20 protein-coding genes are annotated in these 23,020 nt (G+C 68.2%); 14 read left to right on the top strand and 6 right to left on the bottom strand.

Features of this window, described 5'->3' with window-relative positions; genetic code table 11:
• Nucleotides 1–151: 151 nt before the first annotated feature.
• The 4 genes from ftsR to OHA40_RS02020 form a co-directional block, all read right to left on the bottom strand.
• Nucleotides 152–955, bottom strand: coding sequence for a transcriptional regulator FtsR (ftsR, locus tag OHA40_RS02005; RefSeq protein WP_330234011.1), 804 nt, complete (start codon nt 953–955; stop codon nt 152–154).
• Between the two features lie 94 nt (nt 956–1,049).
• Nucleotides 1,050–1,535: an oxoglutarate dehydrogenase inhibitor Odhl gene (gene odhI, locus OHA40_RS02010; RefSeq protein ID WP_067479234.1), complete on the bottom strand. Its 486-nt coding sequence runs from the start codon at nt 1,533–1,535 to the stop codon at nt 1,050–1,052.
• Between the two features lie 169 nt (nt 1,536–1,704).
• A complete protein-coding gene (gene gcvH, locus OHA40_RS02015) occupies nt 1,705–2,103 on the bottom strand; it encodes a glycine cleavage system protein GcvH (RefSeq protein WP_330231359.1) in 399 nt (132 codons plus the stop codon).
• Between the two features lie 42 nt (nt 2,104–2,145).
• Entirely contained in the window at nt 2,146–2,790 is a 645-nt protein-coding gene (locus OHA40_RS02020; RefSeq protein ID WP_442943895.1) for a CDP-alcohol phosphatidyltransferase family protein, read from the bottom strand.
• A gap of 167 nt (nt 2,791–2,957) precedes the next feature.
• On the opposite strand from OHA40_RS02020, the gene OHA40_RS02025 reads away from it, so the two are divergent.
• The 7 genes from OHA40_RS02025 to OHA40_RS02055 all read left to right on the top strand — a co-directional run bounded on the left by OHA40_RS02025 (nt 2,958) and on the right by OHA40_RS02055 (nt 10,212).
• On the top strand, nt 2,958–4,652 hold the full coding sequence (locus OHA40_RS02025; protein WP_330234013.1) for a GMC family oxidoreductase: 1,695 nt from the start codon (nt 2,958–2,960) through the stop codon (nt 4,650–4,652).
• Nucleotides 4,653–4,701: 49 nt separating this feature from the next.
• On the top strand, nt 4,702–6,099 hold the full coding sequence (locus OHA40_RS02030; protein WP_330231360.1) for a DUF2252 domain-containing protein: 1,398 nt from the start codon (nt 4,702–4,704) through the stop codon (nt 6,097–6,099).
• A gap of 121 nt (nt 6,100–6,220) precedes the next feature.
• Nucleotides 6,221–7,114: a nuclease-related domain-containing protein gene (locus tag OHA40_RS02035; protein WP_330231361.1), complete on the top strand. Its 894-nt coding sequence runs from the start codon at nt 6,221–6,223 to the stop codon at nt 7,112–7,114.
• A gap of 367 nt (nt 7,115–7,481) precedes the next feature.
• Nucleotides 7,482–7,928, top strand: coding sequence for an SgcJ/EcaC family oxidoreductase (locus tag OHA40_RS02040; RefSeq protein ID WP_330231362.1), 447 nt, complete (start codon nt 7,482–7,484; stop codon nt 7,926–7,928).
• Between the two features lie 538 nt (nt 7,929–8,466).
• Nucleotides 8,467–8,976, top strand: a complete 510-nt coding sequence (locus tag OHA40_RS02045; RefSeq protein ID WP_330231363.1) for a hypothetical protein — start codon at nt 8,467–8,469, stop codon at nt 8,974–8,976.
• Nucleotides 8,977–9,126: 150 nt separating this feature from the next.
• Nucleotides 9,127–9,456: a recombinase family protein gene (locus OHA40_RS02050; protein ID WP_330231364.1), complete on the top strand. Its 330-nt coding sequence runs from the start codon at nt 9,127–9,129 to the stop codon at nt 9,454–9,456.
• A gap of 96 nt (nt 9,457–9,552) precedes the next feature.
• On the top strand, nt 9,553–10,212 hold the full coding sequence (locus OHA40_RS02055) for a phosphatase PAP2 family protein (protein ID WP_330231365.1): 660 nt from the start codon (nt 9,553–9,555) through the stop codon (nt 10,210–10,212).
• Between the two features lie 168 nt (nt 10,213–10,380).
• On the opposite strand, the gene OHA40_RS02060 is transcribed toward OHA40_RS02055, so the two are convergent.
• Nucleotides 10,381–12,312 carry an acyl-CoA dehydrogenase family protein gene (locus tag OHA40_RS02060; protein WP_330231366.1) on the bottom strand — a complete coding sequence of 644 codons (1,932 nt, stop codon included), beginning with the start codon at nt 12,310–12,312 and terminating at the stop codon, nt 10,381–10,383.
• Between the two features lie 100 nt (nt 12,313–12,412).
• On the opposite strand from OHA40_RS02060, the gene OHA40_RS02065 reads away from it, so the two are divergent.
• From OHA40_RS02065 to OHA40_RS02080, 4 genes are all read left to right on the top strand, one after another.
• Nucleotides 12,413–13,066, top strand: a complete 654-nt coding sequence (locus OHA40_RS02065; RefSeq protein ID WP_330231367.1) for a TetR/AcrR family transcriptional regulator — start codon at nt 12,413–12,415, stop codon at nt 13,064–13,066.
• Entirely contained in the window at nt 13,066–13,998 is a 933-nt protein-coding gene (locus OHA40_RS02070) for an ABC transporter ATP-binding protein (protein ID WP_330231368.1), read from the top strand. Before OHA40_RS02065 ends, OHA40_RS02070 begins: the two co-directional genes overlap by 1 nt.
• Complete coding sequence (locus OHA40_RS02075; RefSeq protein ID WP_330231369.1) at nt 13,995–15,626, top strand: ABC transporter permease; 1,632 nt, start codon at nt 13,995–13,997, stop codon at nt 15,624–15,626. Before OHA40_RS02070 ends, OHA40_RS02075 begins: the two co-directional genes overlap by 4 nt.
• Before the next feature lie 153 nt (nt 15,627–15,779).
• On the top strand, nt 15,780–17,678 hold the full coding sequence (locus tag OHA40_RS02080) for a vWA domain-containing protein (protein ID WP_330231370.1): 1,899 nt from the start codon (nt 15,780–15,782) through the stop codon (nt 17,676–17,678).
• A 179-nt stretch (nt 17,679–17,857) separates the two neighbouring features.
• On the opposite strand, the gene OHA40_RS02085 is transcribed toward OHA40_RS02080, so the two are convergent.
• A complete protein-coding gene (locus tag OHA40_RS02085; RefSeq protein ID WP_330234014.1) occupies nt 17,858–18,712 on the bottom strand; it encodes an LLM class F420-dependent oxidoreductase in 855 nt (284 codons plus the stop codon).
• A 140-nt stretch (nt 18,713–18,852) separates the two neighbouring features.
• On the opposite strand from OHA40_RS02085, the gene OHA40_RS02090 reads away from it, so the two are divergent.
• From OHA40_RS02090 to OHA40_RS02100, 3 genes are all read left to right on the top strand, one after another.
• Entirely contained in the window at nt 18,853–20,373 is a 1,521-nt protein-coding gene (locus tag OHA40_RS02090; RefSeq protein WP_330231371.1) for a threonine/serine ThrE exporter family protein, read from the top strand.
• Nucleotides 20,374–20,479: 106 nt separating this feature from the next.
• The gene (locus tag OHA40_RS02095) at nt 20,480–21,136 is read left to right on the top strand and encodes a biliverdin-producing heme oxygenase (protein ID WP_330231372.1); all 657 of its coding nucleotides are present in this window, start codon (nt 20,480–20,482) and stop codon (nt 21,134–21,136) included.
• A 58-nt stretch (nt 21,137–21,194) separates the two neighbouring features.
• Nucleotides 21,195–22,895 carry a bifunctional metallophosphatase/5'-nucleotidase gene (locus OHA40_RS02100; protein ID WP_330231373.1) on the top strand — a complete coding sequence of 567 codons (1,701 nt, stop codon included), beginning with the start codon at nt 21,195–21,197 and terminating at the stop codon, nt 22,893–22,895.
• Nucleotides 22,896–23,020: the final 125 nt, after the last annotated feature.

Here is a 23,020-nt window from a genome sequence, read left to right on the forward strand (position 1 = left end):
GCCTCCCATACTCGCCGCCGGCCCGGCATGACCGCTGCAGAGCTCGCCGTACCACGAGTCTAGGCGAACCCGCACCGGTCCAGCGATCCGTCTGCACAGCCGAAATCAGTGTATTGGGTCGGCGAAACCCACGGACCTGGGCTGCCGAGGGTCAGCCCCCCAGCGAACTCCGGACCGAGGACTTGACCAGACAGGTATGCAATGTCAGCGACAGTGCGGCGAGTTCGCGCACCGTTTCCTCCGCGCGGGCGCGCGCACCCGCGTCGCGGCTCTTCGCGATCGGGGCGGCGATCTGCGCCACGAGCGCGGCCTCCCGATCGGCCGCGAGCTTGAACGCCCGCAAATGGCGTGCCTCCAAACCGAATTCGGCCATCGCCCGCGCCGTCTTGGCCAGCGTGACCGCGTCGGCGTCGAAGTACCCAGCGGGCCCCGGGGTGATCAGGTTGGCCCGGATGAGATCGACCAGGAAACTGTCATCGATCTCGGCCTGGTCGAGCAGATCCGCCCTGGTGAGCCGGATTTCGTGATCGAAACGCAGATCGTCCGGGGAGATCTCGTTCGGCACGACACCCAGCCGCCGGGGCGCCGCCGCCTGGCGTGCGCCGCGCTCGGAACCCGGCGTGGATTGCTCGCCATCCGGCGAGACGCGCCCGGACTCCGGCTCCCTGGTCGGCACGGAGTGCGCTCGGGCGCGGGCTTCCCGCACACCGAGCGTCGCCGCGCCGCTATCGATCGCCTCGAGCTGTTCCTTGATCACCTTCAACGGCAGATACTGGTCGCGTTGCGCGGTCAGCACGAACCGGAGCCGTTCGACATCCGCGACGGAGAATCTGCGGTAGCCCGAAGGCGTCCGCTCCGGCCGGATCAGCCCCTCCGCTTCCAGGAAGCGGATCTTGGAGATGGTGACGTCGGGAAAGTCGGGGCGCAGCAGGTCGAGCACGGAGCCGATCGACATCCCTCCGCGTGCCCACTGCGCCGCACCGGTCACCGCGCCAGGTCCTTCATGACCCCGAGCCCTTCCTGAGGTGTGAGACCCAGCGTCGGCGCTGTCATAGACTCCCCGCACCCGCCGACGAATCGGTCACCTGGGCGCGCGGTCCGGTGAGGAATACCAGCCGGAACTTGCCGATCTGCACCTCGTCGCCGTTCTGCAGCTCCGAGGAGTCCACCGGCTCCCGGTTCACATATGTCCCGTTCAGGCTGCCCACGTCGACGACCTGGAACGACTCGTCGTCCTGACGGAACTCGGCATGCCGACGGCTGACGGTGACGTCATCGAGGAAGATGTCACTGTCAGGATGGCGCCCCGCCGAAGTGGTCGGCTGATCCAGCAGGAACCGCGAGCCCGCGTTCGGGCCGCGTTTGACGACCAAGAGGGCCGCGCCGACCGGCAGACCCTCGACCCCTTGGACCGGCTGCTCGCCGGTCACCTCTCCGGCGCGCGACGCGTCGACCTCGTTCAGGAAATCCGCGCGGAAGACCGACGTCGTCTCGGCCGCGGTCTCCCCGTAACCCGGGTCTTTGTTCTCGCTCACCGTTTCTCTCCTCCTCGAACCTGATTATCCCATGCAAGCAGGTGATACCTGTGGCACCACGACCTGCCGTCGAGTCCCTGGATGCCCGGCACAGCCGCCGGGTGCATCTGTTGGCATTGACCGTACCCTGCCGGGCCGCACCCGTGCAGGTAGAACTGGGAAGGCTGCTTCAGCCCCCGATAACTCCTTGATAACCTGCGCCATCCAGCAGTTCACCGAGCGTCACGTCGAGGCTCGCGGCATCGCTCACCTCCAGCTCGAACAGCCACCCCTCACCGTAGGGGTCGGTGTTCAACGTCTCCGGCTCCGAGCTCAATTTCTCGTTCGCCGCAACGACTTTCGCGCTCAACGGCGCATAGATGTCGGACACGCTCTTGGTCGACTCCACCTCCGCGATACTGTCCCCGGCGGCCACCTCCGCGCCCGTTTGGGGCAACTGCACGAACACAACGTCACCGAGTTGAGACTGGGCGTAGTCGGTAATGCCCACCCGGACCCGGGTCGGGGCGATCCGGCGTACCCACTCGTGCTCCTCGGTGTAGCGCAGATCCTCGGGGGTCTGGGTCACAGGCCGTCCTTTCATTTGAACGTTGCACGCAAACTCTATCGGCTAGGCGGTCCGATGCCCCACAGCCGGTATCGCTCTTGCGACCGCGATGGCTCTGCCGGTATATAGCACGCCGGTCCACACGTAGACCGCCGTACCCCAGACCAGTAATGCCCCGCCGAAGGCCCGCCCGAAACCAGCCGCCGCCCAGTCCATCTGCCCGGCCAGCAGCCAGGGCAGCGCGGACATCAGCGCGAAGGTGGCCGCCTTGCCCAGATAGATCACCTCGGGCGGGGGGAGATCGCGGCGTTTGTACACCGGCAGCGTCGCGGTGAGCACGAGGTCGCGCCCGACCAGGAGCGCCGCCACCCACCACGGGATCAGGCCGCGGATCACGAAAGCCGCCAGCGTGGTCACCAGAAACAGCCGGTCGACGAACGGATCCAGCAGCGCGCCCAGCCGGGAGGACTGGTCGAGCAGCCGGGCGAGCTTGCCGTCCAGAAAGTCCGTTACGCCGCTGGCGACCAATAGCGCAAATGCCCAGCCATCGGCCCGCTCGATCAGCAGCAACCACAGGAACAGCGGAACACCCAGCAGGCGCAGCACGCTCAGCACGTTCGGCACGGTCAGGATGCGGTCGGCGAAGACGCCCCGCCCCGCGCCGTCGGCGCGTTCCTCTGGTTCCGCGGTGCCCGATTCGGTTGTCACGACCCCGTGCATACCCCACCGACCCCTACCCTCGCCATCTCCGCGCGCCGATTTCTCGGATATCCACCCGGCCGGTCCCGTGCGACGATGGTTTCCGCCACAGCGAGCCCGTGACAGAATGAGTAGAAATGTTTCTCACCGTATTGTCCGGTGAGCGAGAGGAAGCAATGTCCGCATTCGACTACGACGTGGTGGTGATCGGTTCCGGCTTCGGCGGCAGCGTCAGCGCCATGCGGCTCACCGAGAAGGGGTACCGGGTCGGCGTTCTCGAAGCAGGTCGCCGGTGGGATCCCGAGGACATCCCGCGCACGAACTGGAATGTGCGCAAATCGATCTGGGCGCCGCGCCTCGGCCTCACCGGCCCACAGCGGATCAGCCTGCTCGGCAAGTGCGCCGTGTTCTCCGGCGCCGGCGTCGGCGGCGGCTCGCTGATCTACGGCAACACGCTCTACGAACCCCTGCCGAACTTCTACACCGACCGGCAGTGGTCGCACATCACCGATTGGCGCGCGGAGCTGGCGCCCTATTACGACCAGGCCAAGCGCATGCTCGGCGTCGCGCCCAACCCGCGCACCACCCCGGCCGACGAGGTGATCAAGGAGATCGCCGAGGACCTCGGCGTCGCCGACACCTTCCACCCGACCGACGTGGGCGTCTTCTTCAACGAAAGCGATCCGGGCGCGGAGGTCGACGACCCCTACTTCGGCGGCGCGGGCCCGCGCCGCAACGGTTGTGTGCATTGCGCGCGATGCTTCACCGGCTGCCCGCACAACGCCAAGAACACGACCACCACCAACTATCTCTACCTGGCCGAACAGGCGGGCGCGCAGGTTCATCCGCTGACCACGGTCACCGCCGTGCGCCCGCTGTCCGGCGGCGGCTACGCGGTCGACACCCAGCGGTCCGGCGGCTGGATCCGCAAGCAGCGCAGGATCTTCACCGCCGAGCAGGTGGTGTTCGCGGGCGCCGCCCTCGGCACCCAGAAACTGCTGCACAAGATGCGCGACGACGGGGCGCTGCCGCACCTCTCGCCCCGGCTCGGCGAGCTGACCCGCAGCAATTCCGAGGCGATCCTCAACGTGGTCAGCCGGACCCGCCGCGATTTCGCCGAGGGCATCGCGATCACCTCCTCGATCCATCCGGAGGCCGACACCCACGTCGAGGTGTGCCACTACGGCAAGGGACAGAACGCGCTGTTCCCGATGTCGGTGCCGATCGTGGACGGCGGCGCGTTCCGTTTCCTGCGCTTCCTGCTCGCGATAGTGCTGCACCCGCTGGTCTTTCTGCGCAGTCTCAACGCACGGCACGCGTCGGAGAAGTCGGTGATCCTGCTGATCATGCAGTCGCTGGACAACTCGCTGACCTCGTTCCGCAGGCGCGGGCTGCTGCGCACCAGGCAGGGCACCGGCGAGCCGAATCCGACCTGGATTCCGCTGGCCCACGAGATCGGCCGCCGGTTCGGCGCGAAGGTCGACGGCGACACCCACGGCCTGATCATGGACGTGTTCGATATCCCGGCCACGGCCCACTACATCGGCGGATGCGTCATCGGCGACAGCTCCCGCACCGGTGTGATCGATCCCTACCAGCGGATCTACGGGCATCCCGGCCTGCACGTCGCGGACGGCTCCGCGGTGACCGCCAATCTCGGCGTGAACCCCTCGCTGACCATCACCGCGCAGGCCGAGCGCGCGATGGCGTTCTGGCCGAACCGCGGCGAACCCGACACCCGGCCGGAACTGGGCGCGGTCTACCGGCGCATCGCGCCGGTGGCGCCCGCGCGTCCGGCGGTGCCCACCGAGGCTCCCGGCGCGCTGCGGCTGCCGATCGAGCCGGTGCCGCCGCCGGTCCCGGCGCCATGAGCCGACCGCCGCATCGGCGCGCGGCTCGTACCGGCTACCGTGATCCGTTGTGTCAGACAGTGGTATCGACCTGCGCTCCTTCGTGCCGGCGGAGGAGGTCCGCGCCCAGGGGCGCGCGCTGCGTCAGCGGGTTCCGGTAATCGCACGGGACCGGGAGGCGACCGGCGTGCGTCGTCCGGACGTGCTCGCCTTCATCGAGGCGAGCAACGCGGGGCGGCTGCCACACCTGATACCGCTGCGCATCGGGCGGATGACCGCCTCGCCGTTCACCTTCTACCGTGGCGCGGCGGGTTTGATGGCCGCCGATCTGGCGGGCGGCCCGGACAGTGGCCTGTCCGCCCAGTTGTGCGGCGACGCGCATGCGGCGAACTTCGGCCTGTACGGCACGGCGCGCGGCGAAATCATCATGGACATCAATGATTTCGATGAGACCGTCGCGGGGCCGTGGGAATGGGATCTGGAGCGGCTGGCGGCCAGCCTCGTCCTGGCGGGACGCGAATCCGGTGCCGACGAAGACGACTGCCGCACCGCGGCGCGTGACGCCGCCCGCTCCTACCGCCTCGCCGTCGACGCGCTCGCCGCGATGCCGTTCATGGAGTCCTGGAGCGCGCTCCCGGACGAATCGGTGATCACCGAGGCCAAGGCCGACGCCCTGGTCGACGACTTCAAGAAGGCGGCGAAGAAGGCGCGCAAGAACACCAGCGCCAAGGTGGTGGCCAAGTGGACCGAGCACTTGGAGAACCACGAGACCGGTATCCGCATGCACCGATTCGTCAGCGACCCACCGATTCTCACCGCGGTGGACGAGCACATCGCCGAGGCGGTGACCGGCGGGCTGGAGCGTTATGCCGAGAGCCTGCGCGAGTCCCGGCGCAACCTGCTGGCCCGATTCGCGATGTCCGACGTCGCGTTCCGGATCGTCGGCACCGGCAGTGTCGGCTTCCACAGCTATCTCGCGCTGCTGCACGGCAACGACGGCGAGGCGCTGGTGCTGCAAGTGAAGCAGGCCAATCCCTCGGCGCTGGCTCCGTTCCTGCCCGCTCGCTCCGTGCGGCACGAGGGCGAGCGAATCGTGCAGGGCGCCAGGCTCGTTCAGTCCGAATCGGACATCTTGCTGGGCTGGACCACGCTCGACCCAACCGGCGATGGCGTCGAATTGCCGTTCATAGTACGGCAATTCCGCAATCTGAAGGGCAGCATCGATCCCGCCGAGCTGCCCGCGAGCGATCTCGACGACTACGGAAGGCTCGCGGGCGCGCTGCTGGCCAGGGCTCATTCGCGCTCGCTCGACCCACGTCTGCTATCGGGATATCTGGACGGCGACGAGCGATTCGACGACGCGGTTTCCGCTTTCGCGGTGCGGTATGCCGATCGGACCGAGGCAGATCACGCCGAGCTGGTCGAGGCGGTCCGAGCAGGCCGTATCGCGGCCGAAGAGCCGCAGTAGCGGCGAGCCGGACCGCCGCTGGCGCACGCGCGACACGCCGAGAGTTGGCATGGGCACGGCGAACTCGGCGCGGCGCCTCGTATCCTGTCCCCTGTCGTGTCGACGTGAAGGGCGGTCGCCAATGCTCGTGCGAGTGCAGAACGCCGCAGGCACCAATGCCGAGCGCGCGCTGATCGATTGGCTGCGCACCTGGAAGGACCCCGAGAGTCCGCACGGTGTCGCGACGATCAACTGCAGCCTGTTCCACAAGGATCGGCTGCACCAGTTCGATGCCGTGATCTGGACACCGACCAGCTGCGTGGTGATCGAGGCCGACGGGCTCGTGGCCCGGCAGGACGGCGCGCTGGAGGTCCCGCTGAACGGCCCGTGGACGATCAACGGCGAGCCCGCCGCGACGGAGAGCCGCGACCGCCGCACGCCGCTGGAGAAGTCGCGGGAGCACACTTTCGCACTGCAGGAATGGCTGGCCGCCCGCGGTCTCGGGCAGCGCGTCGTGCACGGGGTCGCGCTGGTGGTCCCGCTGCCCGGCGCTCAACTGCGGCTGGAGCAGGCGTGGGCCGATCCGAGTTTCGACGTGATCATCGGCGACGACCCCGTCCGGCTCCGGCACTATTTCGACGCGCTCGCCGCGGAGGAGAAATTCCTCTGGACCGCCAACGACGTCGCCATCGCGTTCCGCGGTCTCGGCATCCTGCCCTATCTGCCCGCTCCGCAGGACCTGCTCGCCGAGGGCTTCCTCGGCCCGATCGACATCACGCTGTGGCACGGTGGTCCCAATCAGGCGCAGGCCGAGGCGTACGCCGAGGAGCTCGCCCAGTTGGAGCGGGACGCGCGGGCGTCCACCGTCATCCAGGCGCCGTGGTACAGCCCGTGGAAGCTGTATCCGCGGGAGCCGGGCGACCTCGATCTCGGCCGCGCGGTGATGCGCACCGTCCTGGCGATCGGCATGGTCATCGCCTTCGTCTGGGTCCTGTGGTTCGTCGTCACGGCGATCCTGACCTACGGACCCGGCTGATCGTTCGACGGCCGCGGCCCGCCGCCGAGGTACTGCGCAGCAGCCGTCCTTCGCGCCCCGCAAGGATCGACAGCTTCTGGCTGGACGCCTCCGCGGCGGTCGGCACCATCGGGGGCATCGGCCCGAGACCGGACCGGCAGCCGCCCCCGTTCCGGCGTGGCGGAGTTGGGCGGCTATGCGTACCGCACGTGTGTGACTCGCAGCCGTATGTGGCGGTGTTTCGCAGTGGTTCTCTCGGTGATCTGTGACGTCACGTCGGTGGATGTTGGCGTCGGTGCGGATCGGGAGATGTTTGTATCGGCGAATTTCGACGTCGTGATCTTGGCCTGTTGACCTCGAGTGGGCTTAAGATCGAATACTGCGTTGCATGAGTTCGATCAACAGCCCACAGCCCACCGCAACCGAGGGACCGGTGGCACTTTCGGTCGAGGACGAGCGTGCCATTCGTGACCTGGTAGCCCTCGCCGACCGTTCCCAGTCCGACGCCGCCGTACTCCCCGGCCTGCACACCGAAGCAACGGCGATCGTCAACTTCTACGGCCGCCGACTTCTCGGGCGCGACGCCTTCGAGGCGGCGATGAGCGCGGCCCTGGGCAGCGGACTCGGGGATGTCCGCACCAGCGTCGACGTGATCGACATCCGACCACTCACCGCCGACGCCGCCCTCGTCAGCTGTGTTAAGACCGTGCACGACCAGCGTCCAGATGCTGAGATGACCCCGCCGGCCACTGGTGCCCTGACCTACGTGATCGTACGGGCTTCCAACGGTTGGAAGATTGGCCTGGCCCAGACGACCCCCATTTCCTCGGACTGACAGACGGCGCCCGCTGCCCCGGTTGCGCGGCCCGCAGCTCAGGTCTGCCGCGCGGCTACCATCCGCCCGGAGGAACGACCCTCGCACGTCGACGACACACCCTGGTGACGTCGTTTTCCGCCGTCGCAACTGAGACCTCACCTCGCACAACCGACGCCAGACTTCAGGGATATACGATGCCGGAATTCGGTGACACAACCACTCGTCGAGATCGGGGATCACACTGCTGCGTAGGGCACTCCTCGAGCTGGTCCAAAGACTGCGCGGGGTATCAAAGGGTGTAGCCGAAGTTCACGAGCACCCACTGAGAGGGGTCGCTGACGAACTTCGTCGGGTCTCCGGGATCGGACAAACCGACGAAGAGATCGCGCGGCGGGTCCGTGGGATCGATTCGCGGGAAACGGACCGTAGTCTGATCAATGATCTCGATTATCGCCAGCTCAATTTCGCCATTGAGGGTCCCGCGCGCTACGACCGTGGCGATCAGGCGTTGGCGCAGATACTCCAGCGCCAGGGGTTCGACGGCCTGCCTCGCCTCGTGGATTCCGACGGTATGCGCGAGGCTGTAGATGCGGGTTGGATAGAAATGTCTCGGGGCGTGAGAAGGCTACAGGATGCAGAGGAATTCAAAACCGGCAGCCTCTTTCCCGGACAGGGTGGTAACGGCAGCGGTACGTATGTTTTCGGCCGCGAACCTGGTTCGAGCGAACCTGACTCAGCTCGGCTTCGGGAGATGGCCGAGCACTGGTCAGGCGACCCAGGCGGCGCCGACCCGGGCGGTGTGGTCCGTATGGCGATGCACCCCGACGCGCTGAGGACAGATTTACACTCCCTGACCGCAAGACGAGATGAGGAACTGGAATCGATCCGCGCAGAGTTGGAACAGGCGCCCGAAAAATCTGCAAGAAGAACAGAACTGGAAGAGCGTATCAATGTGCTGTCGGACGTGGGACGATACGCTGCCAGCAGAGGTTACGATGCGTACCGGATCAACGACATGCATGTCTGGGTGGTTCTGAATCGCACCGCATTGATAGTCGAGCGATGAGTGAGATCATCCAGGTGCGCAGCTGCTGAAAGTTCCACGTCTTTTGACTCAATGCTCTCACCGACTGCTCCGAGGCCTCGAACATCCCGGCGCGGTGTCTTGCCAACGTTCGTTCGCGAGACACCCTGCGGCGCAGGACATTCCCGCAGGTTGCTCACCGCTGTCGGCCTGATGTTCTTCCAAATCCTCGGCGCTATCGCCGAATTCGCGCATGCTCTGATGTCGGAGCGCACCCGCGACGGCTTGGCCGCTGCCCGCGCCCGTGGACGCACCGGCGGTCGGAGACCCAAACTCGGGCCGCGGCAGGTGGCCCTGGTCCGGCAGATGTACGACGAACTCGACGAGAAAGGCAAACGTCGCTACACCGTCGACCAGATCGCCGCCGAGTTCGGTGTCACCCGCCCGACCATTATATCCGCCGCCACAGCGCGCCGAGTCGTCGAAACCGCCCGCAGCACCCTCGTCATCGGCGCCACCTGACAGCGCGAAAACACCGCCACCGAACACTGCGGTCACACCGCACGTGCCAGCTGATGACCGGTTCGGGAAAGAGCGCAGCCCGCTATCGTCGAGCGGGTGCTCGCAGATCGGCAGACCGGCCAAGAGAAGAATGTTCCTGCGATAACCGCGCGTGCCGGTGTAGCCGCCACGGGTGCCGCCGCCACCGCCGCGGTTCCTGTGACCCTGCCCGACGACGGCGGACCGTCGGCGTTCGATCGCGCGATCGCCGATCCCATCCACGCGGCGCTCGACGCCCGGCCGAGTGTGTACGAAACGCTCGTCGTCCCGAGCAACGGGTACGTTCTGCTGCCGCTGCTGGTCCTGGCCTGCGTTTGGTTCGCTCGCCGTGGCGATCTACGACGAGCGGCGACGATGCTCGTGGTTCCGGAACTGGCCGTAGCGATCAACACCTGGCTACTGAAACCACTGTGGGGGCGGCAGTGGCACGACTATCTCGCGTACCCGAGTGGGCATACCGTCCATCTGGTCGCCATCGCGGCCACCTTCGCACTCCTCGCGGACCCGGCGGATGCGCGGCGGGCCGTCTGCGCGGTCGCGGGCGTGGCGATGCTCGCGGCGGCCGTCGGCATGGTCGGCCTGGGCTACCACCATGCGACCGACATCCTGGGCGGCGTCGCGGCGGCGATCACGATGGCGATATCGCTGTGCTGGGCAGCCGAAATCCTCGGCCGCGCCAAGGCCCGGCGCCACGCAACCGACACCCGCGCATCCTGATGAGCGCCGCGAGTCGGCCCGCCGCCGACGGCCCGACCTAGTAGGCGGCTGCCTCGCCTCCACTCGGCCCGGCGCGGGCTATGGACGGACCGCGTCCGACAACGCATGCCATGCGGCTGCCTCAGCCTCCACCCTCCCCCGCGCAGGAACTTCGTCCGGCTTCGCCTGCTATGTCCGGTCATAGACGCTCGCGTCCTCGAGCATGGCGGCGCGCAGCATCGACTCCGGCACGCCCATGGCCTCGACCAGCGTCGGTGCGTGCGGACGCAGCCGATCGACCAGTTCGTTCACACCGCGGCGCACCGCCTTCGCCCGCTCCACCGACATGAACCGGTGCATGATGAACCAGGCTTGGTTCTCCTCGATGGTGGAGTAGACGTACAGATCGCACATCAATCCGGCGAGTTCGCGCGCGTCCGGATCGTCGATGCCGGCGATGCCCTCGATGAATGCCTCGAGCACCAAGCGGTCGATGTGCGCCGAGCCGGCGGCCAGGATGTGGTCCTGGGCATTGTTGAACGCCTCGAACGGGCGGGTGTCCTGGGCCCGGGCGCGCAGCCGGTGTGCCGCGGTCCGGACCAGGTAGTCCTCGCGGTCGGCGAACAGCTGCAGCTGTACCGCCCGGCGCGACAGGTCACCGTCGTCGACGGACCCGTCGCCCCGGTCCCGGAGGGTCTGGATCAGCTGGCGCACACCCGATCGTTTGCGCACCACGTCACCGGCCATGGTCGCGGCGAAACGCACCCAACCCAATGCGTCCAGGTCGCGAATCTCGTCGGCGTAAGCGGTGAGCAATTCCTTGGCCACCAGCTGGGTGAGCACGATGTTGTCACCCTCGAAGGTGGTGAACACGTCGGTGTCGGCTTTCAGCGTGACCAACCGGTTCTCCGTGAGATAGCCTGCGCCGCCGCATGCTTCGCGACATTCCTGGATCGCGCGGGTGGCGTGCCCGGTCTGCGCGACCTTCAGGCCCGCGGCGCGCTTCTCCAGCGCGCGCTGCGCGCCCGGTTCGAGATCCTGACCGGTCTGTACCAGGTGCATCCGGCGCACCAGATCGTTCTGCGCGAACGCGAGCGCGTACGACTTCGCGAGCAACGGCAACAGCCTGCGCTGATGGCTGCGATAGTCCAGCAGCACCGTCTCCACACCGGTGTCCGGATCAGCAAATTGGCGGCGCTGCAGCGCGTAGCGCACCGCGATGCTCAGCGCCACCCGCGCACCGGCCGACGCGGCGCCGCCGACACTGACCCGGCCGCGCACCAGCGTGCCGAGCGTGGTGAAGAACCGGCGGCTGGGGTTGTCGATCGCGGAACTGTAGGTGCCGTCCGGCGCGACGTCGGCGTACCGATTGAGCAGGTTCTCCCGCGGCACCCGCACGTGATCGAACACGATGCGCCCGTTGTCGACCCCGGGCAGGCCGCCCTTGAGGCCGTCGTCGATGGTGGTCACGCCGGGCAGCTCGGCGCCGTTCTCGTCGCGGATCGGTACCAGCAGGCAGTGCACGCCCTGATGCTCGCCCTTGGTGATCAGCTGCGCGAAAACCGCCGCCATTCTGGCATGTTCGGCCGCGCCGCCGATGTAATCCTTGCGCGCCGACGGCGTCGGCGAGTGCACCACGAATTCCTGGGTCCGCGGGTCATAGGTCGCCGTGGTCTCCAGGTTCGCGACGTCGCTCCCGTGCCCGGACTCGGTCATCGCGAAGCACCCGAGCAGATCCAGCGAGATCAACTGTTTGATGTACTCCCGGTGCCGTTCGGTGCCGAGATTCTCGACCGCGCCGCCGAACAGACCCCACTGCACACCCGACTTCACCCACAGCGACAGGTCCGCGTAGGCCAGCATCTCCAGTCCGACCACCGCCGCGCCCGGCTCGCCGGTCCCGCCGTGCTCCCGACGGAATCCGCGCTCGGCGAGTCCCATCGTGGCGATGGCCCGCATCTGTTCGAGCATCCGCGCCCGAGCCGCCTTGTAGTCCAGGTAGGGGTCCGCGGCGAACTGCTCGTCCGCCAGCAGGATTCGAGCTTCTTCCCGGACCCCCGCCCAGGGTCCGTCCAGTGCCGCGCGCAGGTGATCCGCCGTTGTTGCCGTGCCGGTAGCCATAACCCGACGATAGCCCGGGACACGGGGCCGAAACGGTTGACGCGACATGTTCACAGCCCCCCTTGCCAGGCGTTGAACGTGTGTTTAATATACTGAACATGTGTTTAACCGACAGCCCGTTCCGCAAGGATCCGCCGACGATCTGACCACCGCGGCCCGCATTCGCGATACCGCGATCGAGGTGTTCGGCGAATATGGATTCCAGGTCGGCGTGCGCAAAATCGCAGCAGCCGCCGGTGTCTCCCCCGGATTGGTCAACCATCACTTCGGTTCCAAGGACGGCCTGCGCGCCGCCTGCGACGACCGGGTGTTGCAGCTGATCCGAGACGAGAAGATCAAGGCGATCACCGCGCCCTCCGTCGCGTCGGGCATGCTCAACGCCCTCGCCGAGGTCGAGTCGTACGCGCCATTGGTGGCTTACATGGTGCGCAGCCTTCAGGCAGGGGGGCCGATGGCGGAATCACTGTTCGACCACATGGCCGCCGACGCCGAAATGTATCTCGAGAAGGGCGTCGAGACGGGCACGATCAAACCGAGCCGCGACCCCGCGGCGCGCGCCCGATACCTCATGATGCTGAACGTCGGCGCGACCCTGCTGTTCATGCAGATTCGCCAGCACCGCGACGAACCGATCGACTATCGCAAGGCGATTCGCGAACTCACCGAAGAACTCACCCCACCGGCTCTGGAGTTGTACACCCAGGGCCTGCTCACCGATCCCACGATCTTGGACACGTTCACCAAGGAGAAGTGATGTCCGACATCATCGAGGTCCGCGACCTCCGCAAGACCTTCGGCCATGTCACCGCGCTGGACGGACTGAATCTCACGGTCACCGAGGGCGAGATCCACGGCTTCCTCGGCCCCAACGGCGCGGGCAAGTCCACCACCATCCGGGTGTTGCTCGGCATCCTGCGGGCGACGGGAGGGCGCGCTCGACTGTTCGGCCGTGACCCGTGGGCCGACGCGGTCGCCCTGCATCACGAATTGGCCTATGTCCCAGGCGATGTCACGCTCTGGCCGTCGTTGTCCGGCGGCGAGACCATCGACCTGCTGGCCAGGATGCGCGGCGCCATCAACGAGAAGCGGCGTGCCGAGCTGATCGAGCGCTTCGACCTGGACCCGCGCAAGAAGGCGCGCACCTACTCCAAGGGCAACCGCCAGAAGGTCGCGCTGATCTCCGCACTGGCCTCCGACGTGCGGCTGCTGCTACTGGACGAACCGACCTCGGGTCTCGACCCGCTGATGGAGCAGGTCTTCCGGGAGTGCGTGCACGAGGCGCAGGAGCGCGGCACGACCGTCCTGCTGTCCAGCCATATCCTTTCCGAGGTGGAAGTGCTGTGCGACCGGGTGACCATCATCCGGGCCGGGCGCACCGTGGAGAGCGGCTCGCTGTCCGAGCTGCGTCATCTCTCGCGCACCTCGATCACCGCCGAATTGCTCGGCGATCCGGGCGATCTGAGCCGCATCCCGGGCGTGGAGGATATCCAACTCGACGACGGCACACTGCGTTGCCAGGTCGAGGGCGAACACCTCGGGGAGCTGATCCGGGTACTCGGCGACACCGGCGTCCGCAGTCTCATCAGCGCGCCACCGACGCTGGAAGAGCTGTTCCTGCGGCACTACCACGTCGACGGCGACACCGCCGAGTCCGCCACGACCACCGGGGAGAAGGTGGGAGCATGACCACCGCCATCGCCGACCGCGCCGCCGCGGCACCGGCATTCGGCGACGGAGATTTCGCGGGAACCGGCCGGCTGCTGCGGCTGTATCTGCGGCGGGACCGGATCGTGCTGCCGCTGTGGACGCTGCTGATCGGTCTGATGCCCGCGTTCCAGGTGGTCAGCGTCAAGGACCTGTACGGCACCCAAGCCGATCTGGACCGCTTCGCGGCGACCACCGCCGACAGCCCGGCGCTGCTCTCCATGTACGGCCCCGTGTTCAGCTCCGAACTCGGCTCGATCGGCACCTGGAAAGCAGGTGCCATGTACAGCATGATCGCCATCGCCACGGTGCTCACGGTCATCCGGCACACCAGGGTCGAGGAGGAGACCGGCCGCGCGGAGCTGGTGGGCGCCACCAGCATCGGCCGCTACGCCGGACTCACCGCCACCCTGATCATGACCTACGCCGGTGCGCTGCTCGCCGGAATTCTCTGCGCCTTGTCGCTCTACGCCGCTGACCTGCCCGGTGCGGGGTCACTGGCGTTCGGGGCCGCACTAGCGGCGTCGGGCATCCTGTGGGGCTCCGTCGCCGCGACGGCCGCCCAGGTGAGCGCGGGCGCACGGGTGGCGCGCGGCGTCGCGTTCGGAGCGCTCGGCGCCGCCTTCGCCCTGCGGGCCGTCGGCGACGCCGGAAACGGTGTGCTGTCCTGGTTCTCGCCGATCGGGTGGAGCCTGCAGATTCGGCCGTACGCCGACGAACGCTGGTGGGTGCTGCTCCTGCTCGGCGCCGTCGCGGTACTCGCTACCGCAGCCGCGTACCTATTGCTCGGCAACCGCGATACCGGTTCGGGACTGATCGCGGAACGTCCAGGACCGTCGACGGCGGGCGCGAATCTCTCCGGTCCCCTCGGGCTGGCGTGGCGGTTACAGCGCGGCACCCTCATGGCGTGGACGGTCGGCTTCGCCCTGTACGGCCTGCTGATCGGCGGCGCGGTGAACAGCGTCGGCGACATGCTCGATGGCAGCGAGGCCGTCCGCGACATGGTCACCCGGATGGGCGGCTCACAGGAGTTGCAGGAGTCGTTCATCACGTACGCCCTCACGATGCTGGCCGCCGCGGCGGCGGCCTACTCGATCTCGGCCGTGCTGCGGCTGCACGACGAGGAGTCCAGCACACGGGTCGAGTCCACCCTGTCCGGCGCGGTCGGCCGCGCCCGCTACGCGCTGAGCCACATCGGTTTCGCGCTGCTGGGTCCCGCGGCGGCGTTGCTGGTCTCCGGTGCGGCGATCGGCATCCTCTACGGCGCCTCGGACGCCGACCTCGGTGAACGGCTGCCGCAGTCGATCGGCGCCGCGGCCGTGCAGGTGCCCGCGGTGTGGGTGGTCACCGGTATCGCGGTGGCTCTGTACGGTGTCGTGCCACGGTTGGCCCCGGTCGCCTGGGCCGTGCTCAGCGCCATGGTGGTGCTCTTCTTCGTCGGTTCGCTGGACGGACTGCCGCAGTGGATGCTCGATCTGGTGCCGTTCGTCCATCCGCCGAAGTTGCCCGGCGCGCAGTTCCACGCGGAGCCCGTGCTGTGGCTGCTCGGGATCGCCGTGCTCCTGCTCGCCGTCGGCATCGTCGCGTTCCGCAGGCGCGACCTGCGCTGATCCGCACTACCCGTGGCCCGCGCGAACATCTCCCGCGCGGGCCACTTCCCGTGGCGGGGCAGTTCGGATCGCGTCGCGGAGTGTTTGCCCAATACGGTGTGCTGACCGATGTACCGCGTGCCATGCGATATGGCGAACACATTGACGAGGACCATGCCGAGATTCACCAAGTTCACCGCCGTGCTCGCCACCGTTCTCATCGGTGCGGCGCTCGCCGCTCCTGGGGTGTCGGCACAGCCGGACCGCGCTGAACAGCCGCCACAGTACGCACCGACCATGCTGATCCTGGACGCCTCCGGGTCCATGCAACGACCGGATCCGGCGGGCACCATGATGGATGCCGCCAAGACCGCGGTCCGCACGTTCGTCGAGGCCGCGCCCACCGAGTCGAAGGTCGGCCTGATGACCTACGGCACCAGCACCGGGAACACCGAGGCGGAGAAGGCCGCCGGATGCCGGGACGTCCGGCTGCTGCGGCCCGCCGACACGCTCGACAAGGCAGCGCTGACCACCGCCGTCGACGGCATCCAGGCCCGCGGTTGGACACCCATGGGCACCGCCCTGCGGCAAGCCGCCGACGCGCTGCCCGGCTCCGGCCCGCGCTCGATCGTGCTGGTCTCCGACGGCGACGACACCTGCGCCCCGCCCGATCCGTGCGAGGTCGCGCGTGAGGTGAAGCAGCGCGGCATCGATCTGGTGATGCACGCGATCGGCTTCGCGGTGGACGCGAAGGCCCGCGCCCAGTTGACCTGCATGGCGCAGGCTACCGGCGGCACCTACACCGACGCGGCCGACGGTCGCGCGCTGGAACGCGTCCTGCCCCGAGTGAGTGCCGCGGCACTGCGCAACTACCGCGCCGCAGGCACGCCCATCACCGGCACCGGCAGCCATGCGACCGCGCCGGTCGCCGCTCCCGGCCAGTATCTCGACACCATCGGCCAAAAAGAGACGCGGTATTGGTCGGTGGACGTGCCCGCGGGTGCGACCACCTATTTCAGTGGCACGGTGTCGTTCCCGCGCGTCCCGGACGTCTCGGTGACCGATGACCTCAACACCCTCCAACTGCGCGTGTACGGCGCGGACGGGCAGGACTGCCATGTCTTCGAATCCGAGCTGACCACCAGATCCAGTGACGGCGTAGCACTCACCGTCGCCAAGGCCTTCGACGGTGCGACCAAGGCGCGCACCGGCAGCTCCAGCGGCGACAAATGCCGCGGCGGCGGGCGCTACTCCTTCGCCCTGACCTGGGACAAGGTCTCCGCCGGTGTCCCGGAGCGGCTGCCGATCGAGCTGCTGGTCGGCGTCGAGCCCGCCGCAGCCGATCCGGGCAAAGCCCCCACGACGACCCCCACCGCGTTCACCGAGCCGACGGGTTCGGGCACACCCGTGTCCGGCGGCGGATCGTTCAATGTGGCCGCGCCGCTCACCGGTAGCGGCCGCTACACCGACGTCCTGCGGCAGGGCGAGTTCGTGTTCTACCGGGTCCGGCTGGACTGGGGCCAGGGCCTGGCCTATCGCGTGCACTTCGGCGCTAACGGTGGACGCGGCCTTGACAACGTCTCCAACATCCGCACCACGCTCTTCAGCCCGATCCGCCAAGAACTCGGCTCCGATTACGCCGCCTACACCGGCACAGACCAGGTGCTGCCGAGCAAGGACGCGATAGCGACCGTCCCGATCCGCTACGCCAATCGGACGGCCGACGACATCAAGGCCCGCGGGCAATCGGTGCCGGGCTGGTACTACATCGCGGTGAAGCTCGGCTCGACCTTCGAGGCGGGCGATGCCGCGCCGGTGCCGATCCAGCTGGATCTGACCGTCACCGGCAGCCAGGAGCCCGGACCGACCTACTCTTCCGGCGTCGCCGACGGCGTCTTCGGGGAGAAGGCTGCCGCACAGCGCGTCGCGAACCACACCGACGCAGTGGCTGCCGCCGCCGACGCGGAGACCGGATCGCGGAACCAATGGCTACTGCTCGCGGGTCTCGGTGCGGCCGTCGTCGTCGTGGTCGGCATCATCGCGGGCTTGCTGGTGCTGCGCAGACGCGGCTAGGACCTGCCTGCCATCAGGTTCGTGGCGGGCGTGTCGAGGAGAACCCCCGGGTGGGGTGTGGCTTGTCGAAGCTCACAACCAACCGGGGGTTCTCGCATCCTCGCACCACGATTCAGCACAGCAGGCCGGTTGTACAGCGAATCGCGCGGTACGGCGGGTGCCGCGCACCCGTGGCGCGCTCACCGCGTGTGTTCGATACCCAACTTCCCGGCCAGCCGGGTGAGGTAGGCCCGCACGTCGTCCACCGGACGGTCGGGCAACCCGAAAACCGCTTCGGTGACGCCGGATTCGGCCCAACGCGCCAGCTGCTGCGGATCGTGGCGACCGGCGAGCGCCACGATCTCGGGCGTGTCGGCGCGCTCGTGCTCGCGCCAGATGCGTCGCAGCAGCGCGATTTTCTCGTCCAAGTCGTCCTCGGTAGGAGTGGTGATCCACCCGTCGGCGTGCTTCGCCAGCCAGGTGAAGTTCCGCTCGGTGCCCGCCGCGCCGAGCAGCACCGGAATCCGCTTCCGCATCGGTTTCGGCCAGGACCAGCTGGCACCGAACGTCACGAACTCGCCGTCGAACGCGGCCTCCTCCTCGGCCCAGAGGGCGCGCATGGCGTCCAGATGCTCGCGCAGCACCGTCCTGCGCTTGCCCGCGGGCACGCCGTGATGGGCCAGTTCGTCGGTGTTCCATCCGAATCCGACACCGAGGCTCACCCGCCCGCCGGACAGATGGTCCAGCGAGGCAATGGTCTTGGCCAGCGTGATCGGATGGTGTTCGGCGGGCAGCGCCACCGCGGTGGACAAACCGATGCGACTGGTCACCGCCGCCGCCGTACCGAGCGCGACCCACGGGTCCAGGGTGCGCAGATACCGGTCGTCGGGCAGGCTCGCGTCACCGGTACGCGGGTGGGCCGCCGCCCGGACCACCGGGATGTGGGTGTGCTCGGGGACATAGAACGTGTCGAAACCGGCACGTTCGGCGGCTGACGCCGCATCCGCGGGGGTGATGCCCCGATCGCTGGTGAACAACACGATTCCGTACCGCACCGCACGCGCTCCCATCGCCGAAATTAGAACAAGTTCTACCATGCCTTTCCCGATCCGGCCAAGGGCTCGGCCAGGACCGACACGCCCACACGCGAACCGCGCGGATGCCAACGACACGCTGGATGACTAGGTTCGCGTCCATGGCTCCTGAGGTATCTACCGGAGGCGATGTCACCACCGAGCGGGTGGATCACCTCGGCTGGCGTCGTGGGCTGCGCCTGCGCCGCGCCCGCCCGATTCCCGTGGTCAGCCAGGCCGTCGGCTTGCTGGTCGCGGACCGGCAGGCGACCGCGGACACCATCGTCACCGCGCCGGCGCCGTTGCAGCCGATCGATCTCACCGACGACGCCCGGGTCGCCGAGGTCCTCGATCTCGCGGTCCGGGTCGGCGAGGTGGTGCTCGCCTCCGGCACCGGCGTGGTGGACACCACCACGACGGTCCGGTTCATCGCCGCCACCTACGGCTTGTCCCGCTGCAGCGTCGACGTCACCTACGACGCCATCCGCATCTGGGCCGACCGCGGGCCCCAGCTGCCGCCGGCCAGCACCATGCGGATCGTGCACTACCGTGCCCTGGATTTCACCCGGCTCGCCGCCGTGGACCGGCTCACCCGCCGAATCCGCAACGAGATGGTCCCGCCGGACGAGGCGCGCGCCGCGCTCGACGTGATCACCTCGGCGCCCCACCCCTACCACCGCTGGACCGCCACTACCGCGTGGTCGCTGATGGCGGCGGCGATCGCCGCGCTTCTCGGGGGCGGCGCGGTGGTCGCCGCGGTCAGCTTCGCCACCACCGCGGCGATCGACCGCACCAACCGCGTCCTCAATCGCTACGGACTGCCGTTCTTCTTCCAGCACATGGTCGGCGGCGCGATCGCGGCGATGCCCGCGATCGTGCTGGCGAGCCTCGCCGTGCGGCTGCGCATCGACGTCGACCCCACCCTGATCATCGCGGCCGGAATCACCGTGCTGCTCAGTGGATTACAACTGGTCGGCGCGGTGCAGGACGGGATAACCGGCGCTCCCATCACCGCGACGGCCCGAATGCTGGAGGTGATGATGATGACCGGCGGCATCATCGCGGGCATCGCGCTCTCGCTGCGCATCGCCGATCTCGTCGACGCCACCGTGCCGCCGGTCTACCTCACCTCCGCCCGCGACATCACCGACCTGCCGGTGAAGATCGTGGCCGGTGCTGTAGTGGCGCTGGCCTTCGCGCTCGCCTGCTACGCCGAACGCCGTGCACTCGCCGCCGCCGCGGGCAGCGGCGCGGCGGGCACCATCTGCTTCCTGCTCGTGCAGCAGGCCGGGTTCGGTCCGGTGATCTCCTCCGGCGTCGCCGCGACGCTGGTCGGCCTGGCAGGTGGTCTGATGGCCCGCCGATCGCTGACTCCCCCGCTGGTCGTCGCGGTCGCCGGCATCACCCCGCTGCTCCCCGGCCTCAAGGTCTATCGCGGTCTCTACGCCCTGCTCAACGACGAGTTGTTGATCGGAGCCAATCAGTTGCTCTCTGCGTTCGGCATCGGCTGCGCGCTGGCGGCGGGCGTCACCCTCGGCGAGTGGTTCGACCGCACCGTGCGCAGGCCGCGGATCCTGCGCCGGTTCGGCTCGCTGCGGCGCCCGATCGTCCGGCGTCGCCGCCGGTCGGCGCCCGCGCCGTGAGCCGCGAGATGACTGCGAGCCCCGCGCCCGGCCGGTACCCTCTAATCGAGTCGGTCACAGTAGCCGAACTCGGCAGCGGCCCCGGTTCGAGGTGAGGTGGTTCGGCATGTCGGAGGCAGTGCCCTTCTCGACGCAAATCCGCACCGCCACCGCGCGACAGCATGCGGAGGCGGAGAACTCGCGGTTCATGAGCGATATGCTCGGCGGCGCACTGGGCGTCGACTCCTATCACCGCTACACCGGTCAACTCTGGTTCATCTACCGCGCGCTCGAACAACGCTGGCACACGCTGGCCGAAGACCCGACCGCAGGACCGTTCATCCGGCCCGAACTCGCCCGCAGCGCCGAACTCGAGCGGGACCTCGCCCATCTCATCGGCCCTGCTTGGCGCACCGGCCTGGAACCGCTGCCCGCGACCGCCGCCTATGCCGAGCGCATCGACGAGTGCGCCCGCGACTGGCCCGCCGGCTACATCGCGCACCACTACACCCGCTATCTCGGCGATCTGTCCGGCGGACAGGTCATCCGCGGCACCGCGGAGAAGCTGTGGAATCTGCCGCACCGCGGCGACGGCGTCCGCTTCTACGTCTTCGACGGCGTCGGCAACCCCGCGGCGTTCAAGCGGGAGTACCGCGGGCTGCTCGACCGCCTCTCGCTCGACGACCTGGAGCGCCGCCGCGTGCTCGACGAGGGCAAGCGCGCCTTCGCGATGAATACCGAGGTCTTCCAGGAGCTGGCCGAGGAGTTCCCGGCCGCGCAATAGCCATGCGGCGCGGACATTTCCGGCTGCGCGGACGGCTGCGACATGGGACAGTCGTGGCATGAGAGCGCGCCGTCGCATCGCGGTGATTCTTGCGGGTCTGGTTGGTATCGGTCTGATCGGGGGCTGTGGCGTAGCGTCCGATCCGAGCACAGGTCCCGCTCCGTCGGCGCCGCCGATCGTGCCGTTGATCTCGACGGACGATCTGCGCCCCGCGCAGCCGGACGAGGTGCACCTGTTCAGCCTCAACGACCTGCATGGAAACCTGCAGCCGCCGAGCGGGTCCACGGGCAAGATCGCGGGATACGACGCGGGCGGCGCGGCCTATCTCGCCACCCATCTGGCGCGACTGAAGGCCGCGTATCCGGCAAGCGTCGTGCTGGCGGCCGGGGACAACATCGGAGCGAGCCCGCTGGTCTCCGGGCTGTTCCACGACGAGCCCACGATCACCTTCCTGAACAACGTCGGAGTGGCCGCATCCGCGGTCGGCAATCACGAATTCGACGACGGGGTAAGGGAATTGACGCGGCTGCAGCAGGGCGGCTGCGCCCTGGACGGATGTTCTCCCGGGGCGCCGTTCACCGGCGCGAGGTTCCCCTACCTGGCCGCGAACGTCGCCGACGCCCAGGGCAACCTGCCGCCCGCACTGCGCCCATGGACATTGCTCGAGGTGGGCGGGCACAAGATCGGCGTGGTCGGGACGGTCACGCCCGATACGGCGAATATCGTGCTGCCCGAAGGCATTCGGGGATATCTCTTCGGCGACCAAGCCGCCGCGGTCAACCGCTACGTCCCGGACATGAAGGCGGCGGGCGCCGAGGCGATCGTGGCGCTCGTGCACGACGGCGGCTCCCAACGGCCGGAGCGGGACACGCCGCTCGACTACAACGGATGCGCGAACATCACGCCGAACGTCACCGGGCTGGCCGAGCGGGTCGACCCCGCCGTCCGCGCGGTGATCACCGGTCACAGCCATCAGCCCTATGTGTGCGCCATCGGCGACAAGGTGGTCACCCAGGCGGCCTCGTACGGACGATTGATCAGCGACATCACCCTGCGTTTCGGCGCCGACGGCGTCCAGGTCTCCGCGGTCAACCGGGTAGTCACCCGGGAGGTGACGCCGGATGATCGGACGAACGCGCTCATCGACTTCTACGCCGAGCAGGCGCGGCCGCGCGCGAGCCGAGTGGTGGGCGCGACCGCCGACGCTCTCCCGCACGGCCCGCGCCCGGCGGGCACCTCGCCGCTGGGCGACGTGATCGCCGATTCCATGCTGTCGGTGACCGCGGGCCCGGCCGCGGCCGTCGCCGCGTTCATGAACCCGGGCGGCGTGCGCGCCGATCTGAAGCAGGGACCGATCACCTATGGCGACATCTTCACCGTTCAACCATTCGGCAACCAGGTCGTCACGCTCACCCTGACCGGCAGCCAGATCCTGCGTCTACTGGAACAGCAGTGGAACAACCCCGGCAAGGCGACCGTGCTGTCCACGGCCGGTCTCACCTATTCCTACTCCGATACCGCCCCTACCGGCGCAAAGGTGATCGCGGGCAGCGTCCGCGTCGGCAGCGAGCCGCTCAACCCCGTCGCCGTCTACCGCATCACGACCAACAGCTTTCTCGCCTCCGGCGGCGACGGATTCACTGTCTTCGCCGAAGGCACCGACACCGCTGCGGGCCCGACCGACCTGGACGCCTTCGAAACCTTCCTGCGCGACAGGCCGCCGCTGCAGGCGCCGCCTGCCCGCGTCGAGAAGAAGTAGCCACACCGGACGCTGTCAGGTTGCTGGACACTCGACCAGAATCAGGGTAACTGGAAATCTTTGTAACACATACCGTTTGACCTGCGTAGACGGTGACCAGTCCCACAGGTTGAACGGACCACGAT

Origin of the sequence: Nocardia sp. NBC_00508 (assembly GCF_036346875.1) — a bacterium.
Lineage (GTDB): Bacteria > Actinomycetota > Actinomycetes > Mycobacteriales > Mycobacteriaceae > Nocardia.